The sequence below is a fragment of the Acuticoccus sp. MNP-M23 genome (assembly GCF_031195445.1).
Taxonomy (GTDB): domain Bacteria; phylum Pseudomonadota; class Alphaproteobacteria; order Rhizobiales; family Amorphaceae; genus Acuticoccus.
This window is the reverse complement of the sequence record NZ_CP133480.1, coordinates 3822454-3838206: the sequence shown is the minus strand read 5'-3', so window position 1 is coordinate 3838206 and position 15753 is coordinate 3822454. Positions and strand designations below refer to the sequence as shown.

Below are 15753 nucleotides of genomic sequence, written 5' to 3'. Positions count from 1 at the left end.
AGCTTGCGGGCGCGCCGGGTGAGCGCTGACATGCACTTCTCGAACCCTGTTCCGCGCAAATGATGTTTCGAAGACCGCGCACGTCGCCGCGACACCAACGTTTATCGCCTAGGCATCAACAGGTCCGCACTCGCCGGCGTCCACTCATCACCGGTGAGCTCAGGCACGTCGTAGTCGCGGCCTCGCTGGAAATGCCAGTCGACGTCTTCGCGGTAGAGCGCTGCCACGATGCCTTCAGACAGACGCGCCGCGCCGACGCTGATCGCAGGAATGTCGCCGGATACCGCGCCGTGGGACATGAGCGCGGGGTAGCAGTAGCAATGGACGCGCGACAGTCCGCCATCCTCCTCGCCGGTCTTGGGGAGGAACTCGAATGCGGGGCCGAGGTCCGGCATGTCGAGGAGAGCGTCGGTTCCGGGTTTGCCGGGCACGAAGCGGTGCCGCCACGTTCTCGCCCGTTCGCCGATATTTTTCAGGAAATCCTTCGCCGCCCAGTCGACCTTGAAGCCGGTGCCGAAGAGGACGAAGTCGAATGCGGCCGGGCCGAGCGAGGTCTGGAGGACGACCTCGCCATCCTTCATGGCGGCTCCGGACACTGCGCATCCGAGGTGGAAGTGCGCGTTGTCGTGCCGGGAGACCCGCAGCACGCTGGCCTTTGGCGGGGGCACCTGCTCTTCTGCGATGTAGCTGTGAATGCGCCACCGCCACGCGTCCGGCAGCTGCGACAGTCCTTCGACGAAGCCCGGATTTCCCATCGCCATGCCGCGATTGGTGCGCGGTATGTCGGACCGCCGCACCAGGATGTGCACGGCCGCCGCGCCGCTCTCCAGCGCGGTCGCAGCGCTGTCCATGGCGGACGAACCGACGCCGATCACCGCGACACGCCGTTCGGCGAGCCTGTCATAATCATACTCGTCAGAGGAATGCGCCCAGCGATCCGGCGGCAGATCGTGCGCGAAGTCCGGCAGCAACGGGCCGCCGAGCCCGTCGCGGCCGGTGGCCAGAACGACATGGCGTGCCCGCTGCACCTGCGCACCATCGGGGGTATCGAGGGTCAGGACCACATGGTCGGGATGCGGCACGATGCCGTTGACGCGGCACTCGCTGCGAACCTCAAGCCCGAGAACCGAGCGGTACCAGCCAAGGTAGTCCATCCATTGCAGGCGGGGGATCTTGCCCAGCGCATCCCATGCGGCGCGGCCGAACTGAGCCTCGAACCAGGCGCGGAACGTGAGCGAGGGAATGCCCAGCGCAGGCCCGGTGAGCCCCTTCGGCGAACGCAGGGTCTCCATCCTCGCCGTCGTTGCCCACGGGCCTTCCCTGCCCCGCGGCCGGCCATCGAAGATGACGGCCTCGACCCCCTGGAAACGCAGGGATGCAGCCGCCGCGAGCCCCGCCATCCCGCCGCCGATCACGGCGACGTCGAGGACCGGCTCGCCATCGATGGTCGTTTCCGGCACCCACTTCGCGGCCGGCAACTGGAGAAAGGCGAGGTCGTCCGCAACGCGGTTGTTGAGAGCGTCGAGAGGTGTCGCTGCCATGTTATCCGCCGAGATACGCACGCTGCACATCATCATTGCTGAGAAGCTCCGCAGCCGCTCCCGACACCGACACCTGCCCGGATTTGAGAACGTACGCGCGATCCGCGATCGTCAGCGCCATGTTGGCATTCTGCTCGACCATCAGGATGGTCAGCCCCATCTTCTTCCAGCCCATCAGGACGTCATAGACCTGATCGACGAATTTCGGCGAGAGCCCCATCGAGGGCTCATCGATGCAGTAAAGGCGCGGTTGCCGCATCCACGCGCGCGCCATTGCAAGCATCTGCTGTTCGCCGCCCGACAGCGTTCCGGACACCTGCTTCCGTCGCTCCGCCAGCCGCGGAAACATCTCCATCGCCTGTTCCAGCATGGCGTCGATCTCCGCCCGTGGCTTGCTGCGGTGCACGAAGGCACCGAGCCGCAGGTTTTCGAGGACCGTCATCTCCGAGAACATGCGCCGGCCCTCGGGGATCGAGCCGATCCCTCGTTCGACCATCTTGTGCGCAGGGGTTCCGTTGACCTCTTCCCCGTCGAAGCGGACCTTTCCCTTCGCCACCTTCACAAGACCCATGACCGCCTTCAGCGTCGTCGACTTTCCGGAGGCGTTGCCGCCGAGGACGACGACGGTTTCGCCGGGCATGACGGAGATGCTGACATCGAAGAGAGCCTGAACGGGGCCGTAGAAGACGTCGACATTCTCGAGCGCAGCCAACGGGTGGTGATGCCCCTCAACCATTGGCGCTCTCGACCTTTCCGTAAGCGGCGGCGGACTTGCGTGTGCCGAGATAGGCCTCGATCACCCTCGGGTGCTCCAGTGCTCGCGCCGGCGTATCGTCGACGATCACCGCGCCTTGCGCCATGACGATGCAGCGCTCGGACAGCCTGCGCACCACCTGCAGCTTGTGTTCCACCATGATGATCGTCATCCCCGGCCGCCGTCGCCGCAGTTCGGCGATGACCTCGGCCAATTCTTCGGTTTCGGTCGGGTTCATGCCGGCAGCCGGCTCGTCCAGCAGCAGGATGTCGGGATCCATCACCAGCGCCCGGGCCAGTTCAAGGCGCCGCCGGTTGGCGTAGGACAGCGAAAACGCCTGATCGTCCCGTCGCGGCCACAGCCGATCGCCGAACAGCATCATGACTGCCTTGGCACGCTCCGCCGCGTCGAGGCGCACCTTTCGATAGCCGGGAAGACGCAACAGGACACTCGCGAGTTCGCTGAGCGCGCCATAGCGCTTCGCGTTCTGCCCGCCGCCGATCATGCCGACCTGCGTTCCCACCATCACGCTGTCGAAGAGCGACAGCATCGGAAAGACGCGGCTGGTCTGGAACGTGCGCGCCACGCCGAGTGACGCGATGAACTCCGGCCGAAACCGATCGATGCGGCGATCGCCAAGGCGGATCTCGCCCTCCTGCGGCCGGATAAAACCGCTGATCATCTGCAGCAGCGTGGATTTCCCCGCGCCGTTCGGCCCGACGACGGACAGGAACTCACCCGGCTGGACCGAGAAATCCAGGGTATCAGCTGCGACCACACCACCGAACCGGCGCGTCACCTTGTCGATATGCAGTGCGCCCGGATGCTGATGCGTTGCCTGTGAAACGTTCATCGGGTCCCCGCGAGCCCCTGGGGGCGAAATCTGAGGAGAAGGAGCAGCACGGCGCCGTATGCGATCATCCGGTACTCTGCGAACTCCCGCAGGACTTCAGGAAGGAGCGCCAGGAGGACGCCGCCGATCAACGCGCCGGTGACGTTTCCAAGGCCGCCCAACACGATCATCGAGATGATGATGATCGAAGTGTCGATGGTGAAGGAGTCCGGACTGACGAAGTTCTGCAGGAAGGCGAACTGCGCGCCGGCGAGCCCCGCAAGAAATCCCGAGACAACGAAGGCAAGGATGAGATAGCGCGGGACCGGGATGCCCGACGCGTGCGCTGCCAGCCGGTCCTCTCGGATGGCGCGCCAGATGCGGCCGATGGGCGAGTTCAGGCAAACCGCTGCGATCGTGACCGCGATGCCCAGGAGCACGAGCGCCTGCCAGTATTGCGCCGTGAGGCTCCTCATCGAGATGCCGATCAGCCCGAGGTCAGGGCGCGGAACACCCGGTATGCCCATCGGCCCGCGTGTTACGTCGATCCAGTTGAGGAACAGGAGGTAGACGATCTGCCCGATCGCCAGCGTCGCGAGCGCCACCGTGTGCCCCGACAGGCGAATGGTCGGCGCGTAAAGCACGGCCGCGAACACGGCGCCGCCGACACCGGCGAAAAGGATCGCGAGCTCGGCGTCGATCCCGAGGTTTACCGTGGAGAGCGCCGCGACGTAGGCGCCGACGCCGAAGAACGCGGCATGGCCGATCGATACGACGCCCGCCGCCCCCGTGAGCAGTGTCAGGCTGACCGCGAGGACCGCGTAGACCGCCGCCTGCACGCCGACTTGCAGGATATAGTTCGAGCCCGTGACCAGCGGCAGGAATGCGAACAGGGCGAGGACCGCCAAGAGAACCGGCAGCGGCGCTTCGAACAGGCGCCACTTTGTCCGCCCGGTGGAGCCTGCCATCGAGGCGACGATCGAGGTCGTCGGGATGCCGCCGGATGCGCCGGTGGCGCCGCCCAGCGCATCGAGCGATTTCTTGCCGAACAGGCCATGCGGGCGGAACGAGATGACCAGCAGGAGGATCGAGAACGCAATGATGTCGCGGTAGCCTTCACCGACGTAACCGGACGCGAGGCTCTCGAACACGCCGAGAAGCAGCCCGCCGACGATTGCCCCCGGAATGGAAGAAAGCCCGCCGAGAAGTGCCGCGGAGAACCCCTTCAGTCCGAACGGAATGCCCATCTGCGGAAACACCGACAGGTAGTACATGCCGATGAGCACGCCCGCGATGGCCCCAAGGGCACCTGCGAGCCCGAAGGAGATCTGGCGGATCTTCGGGACGTCGATCCCCATCTGCGCGGCGGCTTCGGGGTCCTGCGCGGTCGCGCGCATGGCATTGCCGAGCCACGTGCGTGACAGGAAAAGCGTCAATCCCGCCATGACGGTGAGGGACACAACCATGATCGCGAGATCTACACCGGTGAGATAGGCCGAGCCGATGAACACGACGTAGCGCGACAGCGGCGAGGGAAACGACTGGATCTCCGAGGACCAGATCAGTTCGGCCGCCGAGTCGAAGATGATGGCGATCGCGAGCGTCGACAGGAGCGGCGCGATGTACGGCGCGTTCTGCAGCGGCCGCAGCGCCAGCCGCTCGATGAGCATGGCCGCAATGGTGGTGACCGCGATGGCGACCGGTATGCCGACGAGGATCGGAGCGCCGACGCGAACCAGCGTGAACGTGATGTAGGCGCCGAGCATCAGCAACGCGCCCTGCGCAAAGTTGATGATGTTGGCGACGCCGAAGACAAGCGAGAAGCCGAGCGCGATCAGGGCGTAGACGAAGCCGATGACGAGCCCGTTCAGGATCTGGCTCAGGAACAATTCGATCATGACGACTTCGACCTGGGGGTGCGGGGCAAACGAAAGGCCGGGTATCCGTACGGATACCCGGCCCGGAACAGTCCTGGCGCGGCTACTCGTGCAGCTTGTAGGCGCCGTCCTCGATGGCGAGGATGGTCAGATCCTTCTGCGGCGTGCCGTCGACGAATTCGGTGACGCCGGTCACCCCGTCGAAGGGCGGCAGAGCGTCGATGGCATCGCGCATCGCAGCCCGCGTCACGGGCTCGCCGGCCTCGACGAGCGCCTTCGCAGCCTCCCCTGCGATTGCCACCGCGTCCCACGCATAGGCTGCCCAGAGGTCCGGATCGCGGCCAAACTTGTCGGAGTAGAGCTTGACGAAATCCTGCTTCGTCGGGTCGGACGGGAAGAAATAGGTTGCCGTGATCAGCCCGTTCGCCGAATCGCCCGCAAGCTCGAGGAGTTCCGGGTTGTACAGCGTCTCCGGGCCGACGACCTGCTGGTCAAGACCGGCCTGCCGAAGCTGCTGGAGGAAGATCGAGGACGGGCCGTAGTGGCTTGCGAGCAGAATGCTGTCGACGTCCGCGCTGCGCAGCTTGGTGACGAGCGGGCGGAAGTCGCGCCCATCGGGCGACATCGCCTCGAAGATTGGAACCTCCGAACCGCCCTCTTCGAGCGCGGCCTTGGTCGCGTTGCCGACGAAGATGCCCCAGTCGTCCTGGAAATAGATGACGGCGACCTTGTCGTGCGGAGCGTTCGCCTTCAGCGTATCAACGTACTTCACCGACATCGTTTCCTGAGTGTTCGGGATCCGGAACTGGAAGTTCGAGATCTTGGTGAAGTCAGGATGAGACGAGGACGGGCTGATCTGCGGCATGCCGACGTCGGCGAAGATCTCACCGGCGGCGATTGATGCGGAGCTGGTGAACGAGCCGATGGCCGTGACCACATCCTCGTTTTCCGAGTATTTCTGGGCAATCGCCGCGGACTGGAGCGGGTCGCCGCGATCGTCTTCCTGCAGGATCACCAGATCGCGGCCGCCGATGCCGCCGTTCGCATTGGTCGTCTCGGCGAACAGTTCCACCGCTTCCTTGAAGCGTTCGCCATTGGCGCTGAACTTGCCCGAAAGCGGACCGAAGAACCCGAACGTGATGGGACCCTCCGTGCCGTCCTGCGCGTGTGCAGAAGGCACCGAAACCTGTGTGAGTGCCAACGCAACCGCGCCAGCCAGCCCCAGTCGAACCAATCGCGAGTTTTTGTAGGTCAAAGTTTTCTTCCCTCGTTGTTCGTCTTGCGCCCGGTGTCCCGGACGTGGATTGCCGGCAGTGCCGGCCCTTTAGCCCAAAGCGATCGTGGCGACTTCGCCCGGACTGACCCAACACTTTATCGCGGCAAGCTGGATCGCGGACAGCCCCTCCTCGATCTCTCCAATCCAGGAAAGTTCGAAAGGCTCGTTCGCCACGTCGTCACCGTAGTAGATGCAAATTTGCTGCCGCGGCCCGTAAAAACACACCGCGCCTGCCGCGCTGCCGGTCTGGCGGCGGCGTTCCTGGCAAATGTCCTGCAGCAGCATCGGCTTTTCCAGCGGCATTACCACTGGAATGCCGAGATACAACAGGTCGCCGACAATCTTGCCGTGCTGCGCGATCGTGGTAACTGGCAGCGCCTCGGTCAGCCGGCGCGCGGTTTGCGGGTAGCGGTCGGCCCAGACGTTGATCGTGCAGACGTGCTCCCCTCTGATCGCAAGCTTGAGGTTCACCGCTCCATCCCGTCCGCCCCGCGCCGGCCGTAGCCGGCCCGCATGTAGCCACTGCACACGCCCCACGGGAACGCAGCGTCGACCCAGACGTGGACGCGGTTGACGTAGCCGATCATCGCCTCGGTCAGCCGCTTCAGCTCGGCCACGTCATCCACTTCGCCCGCAACCTCCACGTAGAGGCGCACAATATGTGCAGCGTGCTCCAGGCCGAACAACTCGAAAAAGCCGGCCTTGCGCCCGACCATCTCCGCGATCACGGCCTTCACCGTCGGAAGATCGATGCCCTCGCGGTCGCACAGGATCGCGATCACCCAGAGCGTCTCGTCGGCCAGCGACCGGGCGGCACCTTCGGCGAACATGATGGGGGTCAGATACTGGCCGCGCGATCCGATGCCGCGCGGGCTTGTCCCCCGCGCAAGCACGGCGATCTCGTCCGGCTGCTTCAGCCAGATCGCATCCCGCTCCCGATGAAAGAGCTCGACCGCTTCGTCCAACGCCATCGCCATCTCAAACCTCGCCAACCCTCAGGCAACGGTACGCGCGTTGAGCCGGGCATCATCCTCGACCATGCGCCGAGGTTTGCGCAAATCTAAATGCAGCACAATCCCTCCCCCGAACGGCGCACTGAATAGCCCCTAAATTTTTGGACGCCCTCGCGTTACATTTCCTGCTGCCGTTCGAGCTGGGCGGGTGACAGCATCCCGTGCCTGACGTGCTTGCGCTTTGGGTTGTAGAACATCCCAATGTAGTCGAGCACGTCCTGCCTTGCCTCTTCGCGTGTTCGGCAGGTCCTGCGCCGGATCCTCTCGCGCTTGAGGAGATTGAAGAAGCTCTCTGCCACAGCGTTGTCGTGGCAGTTTCCGCGCCGGCTCATCGAATATTCAAGGTTGTGGCGCTGCAGGAAGGCCGCCCAGTGCATGCTGGTGAACTGCGAGCCCTGATCGGAATGGACCAGGGCGCTGCTCTTCGGCTTTCCACGCCACACCGCCATCAGCAATGCTTGCAGTACGATGTGGGTGGTCTGCCGGCTCTGCAATGACCAGCCGATGACGCGGCGCGAGAACACGTCGATCACCACCGCCAGACAGGCAAAGCCCTCCTGGGTGTGTTGGTCTCTCCCTGATCGAGAAGGTCGTCGTGCAGCTTGCGATAGCCGTAAGACCCTGCCGCTTTCCTTCCAGGCCTTGCCGAGCAGCTCGGTCTGACGTGCGTCTTCACGAGCCCGCGTGCTCAATGGGGTCTTCAATCAGGCATAGAAACCGCTGAGGCGGATGCGCAGGCAGCGACACATCGCGCGCACGGCGAACTCTTGGCGATGCTCGGCAACAAATGCGTATCTTACTTTGCATCCTTGGCGGAATACGCGGTGGCTTCTTTTCGGCATCACGAAGGACGGGGTCGCAAAGGAGATCGACTTCGCGCGCGTCTGTTGCGAGCTGATCGCGCTCGAGCGCCATGGCCTCGGCGGCGACACCGGCAAAATCATCAGGGCGGGCAACATCCGCGAGGACATGTTCAGCCTCATCGTCGAGGCCGACCTCGTCATCTGCTATATTACGGCGCACAACGCCAACGTGTTCTATGAGCTCGGAATCAGACAAGCGCTGTGCTCGGGTCCGGGGTGCATGTCTACTGCGCCGATCATCACAGGGACCGACGCGACGGCGCGGCCGGAATCGAGCGGGCCCTGCCTGTCGTCATCGGGGCCGAGGTCTGGATCGGAGGCGGCGCCATCCTGCTGCCCTGGTGTGACAGGGGGTGATGGGGGCCATCGTCAGCGCAGGCAGCGCCGTCATGCGGCACGCCCAGCTGCCGCAATCGGCGCCATGGTCGCGTGCTTGCGCCGGTAGGCGGAGGCCGAGAGACCGACATAGCGACGAAATGCGTTCCGGAAGCTCGACGTCTCGGTATAGCCGACCTCGTCGGCAATCTCCTCGATGGACATGCCGGTCGTTTCAAGCATTTGCTTGGCTTCCTCGACGCGCAGCGTCTGGATGTATTCGACCGGCGTCTGCCCGGTAGCGCGCCGGAACCGCCTCAAGAAGCTGCGTTCGCTCAGCCCCGAGCGAGCGGCCATCGCGGCAACGGGCGTCGGGTCGGCGTAGTTGTCGGCCGCCCACACCTGCGCATCGGCCACGATGGCGTCGTCGTGCTGGCGCCCAGCGAGCAGCGAGGCATAGCAGAGCTGGCTGTCGGTATGGGGTTGCAGCAGGTAGATCTTGGCGATCCGCCGCGCCTCATCCTGGCCCGCGAAGCGCGCGATCAGGTAAAGCATCAGGTCGCCCCAGGACGATGCGCCACCGGCGGTGACGACGCGATGCCCTTCGCCGGCCGGGACCAGGATGCGTTCCTTGCGCACCCGGATTTCGGGATGGCGGCGCGCGATCATGTCGGCGAATCCCCAATGGGTCGTGGCCTCGACCCCGTCGAGAAGACCGGCCGACGCCAGCATCCACGCCCCCGAACAGACCGACGCCACCATCCCGCCATTATCCGCGACGGCGCGGAGCCATTCGGCAAGCGGACCGAATTCATCCGGTGGCGGGCCGTTAGGGTCGAGATGGAGATCCGGCACGATCACGAGGTCGGGCAGCGCGCCCGGCTCTTGCGCTTCGGTCAGACTGCCGTCCGGCGTCACGCGGCGCCCGTTGATGTCGGAATACGGACGACCGTCCGGAGACAGCAACCGCACCTCGAAAATCGGCTTATGGGGCGACTGGCCGTGCAGCATCTGCCAGTCGCGTCCGACTGACCCCAACACATCCAGAATGCAAAACATCGTCGAGGTGCCCGCGCAGGGAAGGGTCAGGACGACGGTCTTCAGCGCGGCGGATGCCTGGTCCATGGGGCGTCCGTTTTTCACCGTTTCGATGAGATCGACGCATATCACGAGTCGGACATCCGCACCAGAACTCTCCGCATGACATGGGCCCAAGCGGCACCCAACCGGAGAAATGCAGATGACCGATCAATCCCCGATCCACCCGTTCGACGCGGCCAAGGCGGAAGCCTTCGCCAACCGCTTCGCCGGCACGCTCAACGAAGCCGCCCTCGCCATCATGTCGTCCCTCGGACACCGCACCGGGCTCTTCGACGCGCTGGCGGCGCATCCGGGCCTGACCGCGAAGACGCTGGCGAAACGGGCCGGCGTCACGGAACGCTACCTGCGCGAATGGCTCGGCGTGATGGTGACCTCTGGCGTCGTCGACTACGGCCCGATTGCGCGCAGCTATACCCTGCCGCCCGAGCACGCCGCGTTCCTGACGCGCGCCTCAGCCCCCGACAACATGGCCGTCACCACTCAGTTCATCGGGGTCGCGGCCTCGGTCGAGACCGAAATGGTATCGCGGTTCCGCGATGGCGGCGGGCTGCATTACGGCCATTTCGAACGCTTCCACGAGGTCATGGCCGAGGACAGCGCCCAGCTCGTGGTCGCCAGCCTGACCGAGGCGATCCTGCCAATCGTGCCTGGCCTGATCGGTCGGCTTGAGGCGGGCATCGACGTCGCCGATCTGGCCTGCGGCGGGGGACGCGCGCTTCTGCGTCTCGCGCAGGAGTATCCCGAAAGCCGCTTCACCGGCATCGACCTGTGCGCCGACGCCTTCGCGGCGACCGAGGCCGAGGCCCGCGCCAAGGGGATCGGCAACCTCCGGTTCGAGGTCCGCGATCTTTCCTCCGTGGACCGGATCGGGCCCTTCGATCTGGTGACGACCTTCGACGGCGTCCACGACCAGCGCGATCCGGAGGGTCTGCTCGACCTCATCCGCGATGCGCTGCGCGAGGGCGGCGTCTACCTGATGCAGGAGATCGGCGGCTCGCGCGACCTCGAGAAGAACATCGGCAACCCCTTCGCGCCGCTGCTTTTCACGATCTCCAGCATGCACTGCACGCCGATCTCGATCGGCCAGGGCGGACCGGGGCTCGGCGCCATGTGGGGCATCGAAACGGCCCGCGAATACCTCGAACAGGCGGGTTTCTCGGACATCGAGATGCACCGCCTGCCGCACGACCCCATAAACGCCTATTTCGTCGCCTGCCGCCGAGCGGGCCTCCAGAAACAATCAGAACAATGAGCATGATTTTTGCTCATTCCCGCGCCCCGCGCCGGCGCTTCCCCGGCCTCGCCCGCGTCCTGAAGATCTGGATCGCGAGCGGTCGGGGCCGGTTGCGCGTTCGCCGCGAAATGGCCGCGCTTTCCGATATTCCCGACCATCTGCTGCGCGACTTGGGCATCGAGGAGCATTCCGAACGGCGCAAGCGCCCCGTACCGCCGACATGGCGCTGAACTCCATACCGGAAGGAACGATCATGAAACCTGTTGATCCCCGGAGCGTGCTGGTGATCGGTGCCGGGCTTTCGGGCCTCGCAGCCGCCCGTACTCTCGCCGACCGTGGCCTTGCGGTCACGGTGCTCGAAACGCGTGACCGCGTGGCCGAACCGTGGCGCAGTCGTCATACGGCACTTCGCCTCAACATCCATCGCGCCTTTGCCGGCCTGCCCGGTCAGGCCGCGCCCCACGGCGATGGCGCCTTTCTGCAACGCGACACGGTTGTGGCGCAACTCGAACACTACGCGTCAGGTCTGAGCGACCGGGTCGAATACGGCACGAAGGCGACCCGGATCACCCGGATGGCGACAGGCTGGCGCGTTACGACAACAAAGGGCGACCGTGACGCCGCGAACGTGGTCATAGCCACAGGGCGCGACCGCGTCCCGCAGATACCCGACTGGCCGGGCCGGGATGGCTTCGAGGGCGCGTTGGTGCATGCGGGCAATGTCGGCGATGTAGCGCGCTTCGACGGCAAACGCGTGCTTATCGTCGGCGCCGGGAACTCCGGGTCGGACGTGCTGAACCATCTGGCTCGCCACAAGCCGGCCGAGGTGCTGGTCTCCGTCCGGCACGGCCCCGCGGTCGTGCCGACGCGGGTCTTCGGACTGCCGTTGCACCGGCTGGCGCGTCTCTTCGCCCTGCTTCCAGCCCCGATCCTCGATCCGGCCTTTCGACTGACGCAATGGTTGTTTCTTGGGAATCTTGGCCGCTACGGGCTCACGAGCCATCCCGACGGCGGCGGCACCCGACTGCTGCGTGACGGGATCGCCTTCGCCATCGATGACGGGTTCGTCGCGGCCCTGAAACGCGGTCGCATTCGGGTGGTTCCCGAATTGACAGCGTTCGACGGCAAGGACGTCGTTCTCGCCAATGGCCAGTGCGTGAGACCGGACGTCGTCATCGCCGCGACCGGCTACCGCCCGGGCCTTGAGGCGCTGATCGCGCCGCTTGGAGCGCTCGATGCAACCGGCCAGCCGCGCGCACCGATGGGCGAGCCCGATCCGGACAATCCGGGCCTCTGGTTCACAGGCTTCCGGCCGATCTTCACCGGCTACTTCGATGCCGCGCGCATCGCGGCCGACCGGATCGCGGCGGGGATTCTCGCCGGGGCCGAGAACCGGCCCGCGTCGCCGGTGGAAGCCGGCAACCACGTCACGGGCAAGGCTCCCGAGGAGGCACTGGCGTGAAGCGCCCCCGGCGCCCTTCCGCCAGCCCCGCATCCCATGGCGCGGCCGCGCCTTGGATGTCCGGAATTCACCGACAGGGTCGGCTCCTGCCATATTCCTGCGCGACCGCATCGACCAGAAATCGCCCAACTATTTATGCCCAGACATGACCCAAACACGCTTGAATGACAGCTTTCCGGTCCTCGACCGGCCACCAGCGGAGCGCACCGGGACGCCCGCGACGGTCTACTCCGCCGCTACCATCGCCCTGCTCGAATTGTGCTGGGGCGCGGGCTGGCTGTCGCCGGGCGGGTCGGAGGACGTCGCGGACCTTCTGCGCGGCCAGGACCTCAGGAATCTCTCGGTCCTCGACATCGGCGTCGGCGCTGGCGGACCCGCGATCGCGCTCCTGACCGATTTCGGCGCGCGCCGCGTAACCGGCATCGATGTCGAACAGCCGGTCCTTGATCGCGCCGCCGCGCTGGCGCAGGCACACGGCGTTGCCGCGGCGCTCGACCTGCGCCGGGTGAGCCCTGGCCCCCTGCCGTTCGTGGACGGGGCGTTCGACGCCGTCTTCAGCAAGGACAGCTTCATCCACATCGCCGACAAGGCGCGCCTGTTTGCAGAGATCCGGCGGGTGCTGCGCCCGGGCGCACTCTGCGCCTTCGGCGACTGGTGCTGCGGACCACCGCCCTATTCCGACGCGATGACGGCGTGGCTCGGCAACGGGATGGGGTTCGCGACGACCACCATCAACGAGATGCGCGCCGAACTCGCCCGCGCCGGCTTTGAGGCCATCGAGGCGCAGGACTGCAACCGCCGGTTCGCCGCAATCGCCGCCGAGGAGGCCGAAGCCCTCGCCGGACCGCGCCGTGCCGAAATCGTCGGCCGCATCGGACACGACGCCGCCGAAAGGCTGATTGCGACCGCGCGACGGCGTGCCCTGATCGCCATCGAGGGGCATCTGCGCCCCGCTCATTTCATCGCGAAGGCCCCGGCTTGACCGGCCCGCCTCTCGTCAACCCGGAGACCCATCATGCGAGCCGATTCGCAGCCCGAAGGCCAGAAGCGCAGCAGTGTCACTCGCCGCCTTGGCAATCCGCGTGGCACACGGGCCTTCGGCACGGCCGGATAAGGCCTTGCTACAGGGACGTCTCAGAGAATGCCGCGAGGCTGATACCCAATGCGAAAGAGGTCGTCATCAGCGCCACATGCCATCTTCTGCGAAAGGCCGATCCGGAGCTATTTGCGAAAATAGTCACGGCCTACATCACTTGGGCCAACGAGAACGAGAGAAACACTTGTTCGGAGTGGGCCGTTCGAGATGCCGCGCGGGAGCACCATCTGCTCTCGCTGCAACCTGCCATCCCGGTGAAGAGGTCGGATCCAAGCGCCAGAGCGGCCTCATCGCTCAATTGAGGCCCCGTGAAACGTCTGCCCGGCACGATGTGACAGTTGTCACTCCTGAAAATCCGCCAAGGCCGTATATGCAATTAACGGACGCGCCTGATGAGGCAGACCCATAAATTATTACTATTTATAGAAAGTATACAGATAAATGAACTTGTCGATGTTCAACAACAAAGTTCTTCAAGCCGATGGTAATTGGCAAAGCCATGCTGGGATTTATGCTTCACACTATGATGCCGCATTTGAAAAATATAAATCAACGCTGTTAGCGCAAAGTAGGTCTGATGCCGCAGCCCAGAAAAAGAAGGAGGCATTGATCTCCCTGATTCTGACAATCTGCACCAGTTCAGCGCTCATCTATTTCGCCGGTCAAACAAGCCTCAAAGCAGCAGCCACAAGCCGCGTGATGAACCGGCTTGCCCCGGAAAAGAAAATCTTAGTGGCGCAGCGCAGCTTCGACGCCAAGACCAAGTTACTGACTTGGACCGGCGCACAGCAGGAGCACGGGCGCCCGGCCAAGATTGGCGAGTTTCTGCTGGGTAGCGCTTACGGAGAAGTGTCCAAACACGTCTCCGGCGGGCTTAACAAGCTCGCCGCCTCACCGAACTCGTTCGGCCCTTCTTCCGCAAGCCCATCCGACAGCGTGCGGACCAGCGTTTCGATGTTGGGTCTGTTGATGCATCATCTCGGTCGGATGAAAGCCATGCTGGCCGAAGCGGCTGGGGCCGCGGTTGAGAAGATGGGCGAAGAGAACGCCGGCCCCCTGCTGGATAGCATTGCGCAGAGCGCCTACTTCAGGCGGCCGCCGCCGATCCAGGCCGGCCTTGCCAAGCGCATCGAGCTCGGGATGTGGATGTCGCATGTTCTTGATCAGGATTATCTCCACACCCTGAGTGAGTTCAACGCGCGCGAGGAAGGATGGATCAAGCAGAAGGAGACCTACCAGTCAATCAACCGGTCACCGGCATCTTTGGGCTACCCCAACTCCGCGCCGTCGGTAACGCACACAGCGCCGCATTTCCGAACAACGACCACTCGTGTTGTGAAGGATACAGGTGATACGATCGACCAGGCCGTTGAATCGGCACACAATGCTGTCTTCCCCAGCGACGGTCCATTCTTTGAGCACCGGAAGACTTTTTTTGGCGGCAACGAGATCAAGGCGCTGGACAGGACCGGATTGGTCAAGGCTGAGTTCGTACTGGCCAAGCTCGCCACTTTGGGCTGAAAGCCGGCCTTACGTCGATGTCGCTGATTGCGACATCGACCAAGGGAACGTAGCCAAAGCTCGACTTTGTACGTTCTTCCGATCAGATCCATGTCCAGACGATGCCTGCGTGTGCGATGAACTCGAGCGCGTCGTCGAGAGGCATGACGACACCGCCCATGTCGGCGACGTCCGCCCATGTGCGGCGGTGCGGCCAGTAGCCCAGCTGAACATCTTCTCCGTTGCCTGTCGGCTTGAGCCGGGCAATCGGCGCTTCTGTGTTCACGAGATAGATGTGGCAGGTGCCCCTGAGGTGCTCCCCGGAGATCGAAAGCTGGCGTAAGCGACATCAGGGGCTTGCTGGTCGCTTCCCGCTACGCCACGGAGAGAAGCCCGAACAACGCCAGGGTGGCGGAGAAGATGCATGCGACGGTGCGAACCGAATTCCAGAATGTCCAGCGCGGGATGTAAATCTCGGTCCAATAGGCGTGTGCCGACGCGGATTCCGGCTGCATACGGCCCAAAGCCTCGTTCATAGGTACGTTGAACAATACCGTGACGCCAAAACAGCCAGCCAGATACACGAGAGCCGCGGACGAGATCAGCAGGCGTGCCTGCCCCTCAAGACCAGTGGTGGAAAAGCCAGCGATGAGCAGGGACACAAGAGCCGTGCCGAGGAACAAGGTCATGAACATCCAGCGGAAGACCTCGCGGTTGATAATCTGCATCGCCTCAACTCCACCAGCACCGCGCGTGAGTGACAACGAGCGCATTATGAAGTCCGAGAACGCGAGGAAGACGCCGCCGAGAAGTGCGTAGGAAAGAATGGCGAACTGCGTGAGGACAAAGAGGAACGGCGACATGAAAAGGTCTCCTTGACGGCGGCTGG

Annotated in this window: 15 protein-coding genes and 1 pseudogene; 5 read left to right on the top strand and 11 right to left on the bottom strand. The window is 64.4% G+C overall.

Going from position 1 to position 15753, the window contains the following annotated elements:
- Window positions 1-101: 101 nt before the first annotated feature.
- The 9 genes and pseudogenes from RDV64_RS17750 to RDV64_RS17710 all read right to left on the bottom strand — a co-directional run bounded on the left by RDV64_RS17750 (window position 102) and on the right by RDV64_RS17710 (window position 9596).
- Window positions 102-1541, bottom strand: a complete 1440-nt coding sequence (locus RDV64_RS17750) for an NAD(P)/FAD-dependent oxidoreductase (protein ID WP_309196292.1) — start codon at window positions 1539-1541, stop codon at window positions 102-104.
- A gap of 1 nt (window position 1542) precedes the next feature.
- Window positions 1543-2277, bottom strand: a complete 735-nt coding sequence (locus RDV64_RS17745) for an ABC transporter ATP-binding protein (RefSeq protein ID WP_309196291.1) — start codon at window positions 2275-2277, stop codon at window positions 1543-1545.
- Window positions 2270-3148, bottom strand: a complete 879-nt coding sequence (locus tag RDV64_RS17740) for an ABC transporter ATP-binding protein (protein WP_309196290.1) — start codon at window positions 3146-3148, stop codon at window positions 2270-2272. Before RDV64_RS17740 ends, RDV64_RS17745 begins: the two co-directional genes overlap by 8 nt.
- Entirely contained in the window at window positions 3145-5025 is a 1881-nt protein-coding gene (locus tag RDV64_RS17735) for an ABC transporter permease (protein WP_309196289.1), read from the bottom strand. Before RDV64_RS17735 ends, RDV64_RS17740 begins: the two co-directional genes overlap by 4 nt.
- An 82-nt stretch (window positions 5026-5107) precedes the next feature.
- Window positions 5108-6205 (bottom strand): ABC transporter substrate-binding protein, encoded by a 1098-nt coding sequence (locus tag RDV64_RS17730; RefSeq protein ID WP_309196288.1) that lies wholly within the window; start codon window positions 6203-6205, stop codon window positions 5108-5110.
- A 123-nt stretch (window positions 6206-6328) separates the two neighbouring features.
- The gene (locus RDV64_RS17725; protein ID WP_309196287.1) at window positions 6329-6751 is read right to left on the bottom strand and encodes a hypothetical protein; all 423 of its coding nucleotides are present in this window, start codon (window positions 6749-6751) and stop codon (window positions 6329-6331) included.
- A complete protein-coding gene (locus RDV64_RS17720; protein WP_309196286.1) occupies window positions 6748-7251 on the bottom strand; it encodes a hypothetical protein in 504 nt (167 codons plus the stop codon). The genes RDV64_RS17725 and RDV64_RS17720 overlap by 4 nt, the downstream gene beginning before the upstream one ends.
- A gap of 158 nt (window positions 7252-7409) precedes the next feature.
- Window positions 7410-8129, bottom strand: a pseudogene (locus tag RDV64_RS17715) (IS3 family transposase); the annotation flags it as partial.
- Between the two features lie 414 nt (window positions 8130-8543).
- Window positions 8544-9596, bottom strand: coding sequence for a helix-turn-helix domain-containing protein (locus tag RDV64_RS17710; RefSeq protein ID WP_309196285.1), 1053 nt, complete (start codon window positions 9594-9596; stop codon window positions 8544-8546).
- A 109-nt stretch (window positions 9597-9705) separates the two neighbouring features.
- Here RDV64_RS17710 and RDV64_RS17705 point away from each other — a divergent pair, with 109 nt between their 5' ends.
- From RDV64_RS17705 to RDV64_RS17685, 5 genes are all read left to right on the top strand, one after another.
- Window positions 9706-10824, top strand: a complete 1119-nt coding sequence (locus RDV64_RS17705; protein ID WP_309196284.1) for a class I SAM-dependent methyltransferase — start codon at window positions 9706-9708, stop codon at window positions 10822-10824.
- Window positions 10821-11036: a hypothetical protein gene (locus RDV64_RS17700; RefSeq protein ID WP_309196283.1), complete on the top strand. Its 216-nt coding sequence runs from the start codon at window positions 10821-10823 to the stop codon at window positions 11034-11036. Before RDV64_RS17705 ends, RDV64_RS17700 begins: the two co-directional genes overlap by 4 nt.
- A gap of 23 nt (window positions 11037-11059) precedes the next feature.
- The gene (locus RDV64_RS17695) at window positions 11060-12268 is read left to right on the top strand and encodes an NAD(P)/FAD-dependent oxidoreductase (RefSeq protein ID WP_309196282.1); all 1209 of its coding nucleotides are present in this window, start codon (window positions 11060-11062) and stop codon (window positions 12266-12268) included.
- A 145-nt stretch (window positions 12269-12413) separates the two neighbouring features.
- Window positions 12414-13250, top strand: a complete 837-nt coding sequence (locus RDV64_RS17690; protein ID WP_309196281.1) for a methyltransferase domain-containing protein — start codon at window positions 12414-12416, stop codon at window positions 13248-13250.
- A gap of 555 nt (window positions 13251-13805) precedes the next feature.
- Window positions 13806-14885: a hypothetical protein gene (locus tag RDV64_RS17685; RefSeq protein ID WP_309196280.1), complete on the top strand. Its 1080-nt coding sequence runs from the start codon at window positions 13806-13808 to the stop codon at window positions 14883-14885.
- 82 nt (window positions 14886-14967) lie between these two features.
- Here RDV64_RS17685 and RDV64_RS17680 read toward each other — a convergent pair whose 3' ends face one another.
- Together RDV64_RS17680 and RDV64_RS17675 are read right to left on the bottom strand one after the other, a co-directional pair.
- Window positions 14968-15150 carry a hypothetical protein gene (locus RDV64_RS17680; protein ID WP_309196279.1) on the bottom strand — a complete coding sequence of 61 codons (183 nt, stop codon included), beginning with the start codon at window positions 15148-15150 and terminating at the stop codon, window positions 14968-14970.
- A gap of 88 nt (window positions 15151-15238) precedes the next feature.
- A complete protein-coding gene (locus tag RDV64_RS17675) occupies window positions 15239-15727 on the bottom strand; it encodes an anthrone oxygenase family protein (RefSeq protein WP_309196278.1) in 489 nt (162 codons plus the stop codon).
- Window positions 15728-15753: the final 26 nt, after the last annotated feature.

Excerpts from the sequence above, each read along its gene's own strand:
- RDV64_RS17745 (WP_309196291.1), bottom strand. The coding sequence starts at position 2,277 with ATGGTTGAGGGGCATCACCACCCGTTGGCTGCGCTCGAGAATGTCGAC.
- RDV64_RS17700 (WP_309196283.1), top strand. The coding sequence starts at position 10,821 with ATGAGCATGATTTTTGCTCATTCCCGCGCCCCGCGCCGGCGCTTCCCC.
- RDV64_RS17710 (WP_309196285.1), bottom strand. The coding sequence starts at position 9,596 with ATGGACCAGGCATCCGCCGCGCTGAAGACCGTCGTCCTGACCCTTCCC.
- RDV64_RS17705 (WP_309196284.1), top strand. The coding sequence starts at position 9,706 with ATGCAGATGACCGATCAATCCCCGATCCACCCGTTCGACGCGGCCAAG.
- RDV64_RS17750 (WP_309196292.1), bottom strand. The coding sequence starts at position 1,541 with ATGGCAGCGACACCTCTCGACGCTCTCAACAACCGCGTTGCGGACGAC.
- RDV64_RS17740 (WP_309196290.1), bottom strand. The coding sequence starts at position 3,148 with ATGAACGTTTCACAGGCAACGCATCAGCATCCGGGCGCACTGCATATC.
- RDV64_RS17690 (WP_309196281.1), top strand. The coding sequence starts at position 12,414 with ATGACCCAAACACGCTTGAATGACAGCTTTCCGGTCCTCGACCGGCCA.
- RDV64_RS17685 (WP_309196280.1), top strand. The coding sequence starts at position 13,806 with ATGAACTTGTCGATGTTCAACAACAAAGTTCTTCAAGCCGATGGTAAT.
- RDV64_RS17675 (WP_309196278.1), bottom strand. The coding sequence starts at position 15,727 with ATGTCGCCGTTCCTCTTTGTCCTCACGCAGTTCGCCATTCTTTCCTAC.
- RDV64_RS17720 (WP_309196286.1), bottom strand. The coding sequence starts at position 7,251 with ATGGCGTTGGACGAAGCGGTCGAGCTCTTTCATCGGGAGCGGGATGCG.
- RDV64_RS17695 (WP_309196282.1), top strand. The coding sequence starts at position 11,060 with ATGAAACCTGTTGATCCCCGGAGCGTGCTGGTGATCGGTGCCGGGCTT.
- RDV64_RS17735 (WP_309196289.1), bottom strand. The coding sequence starts at position 5,025 with ATGATCGAATTGTTCCTGAGCCAGATCCTGAACGGGCTCGTCATCGGC.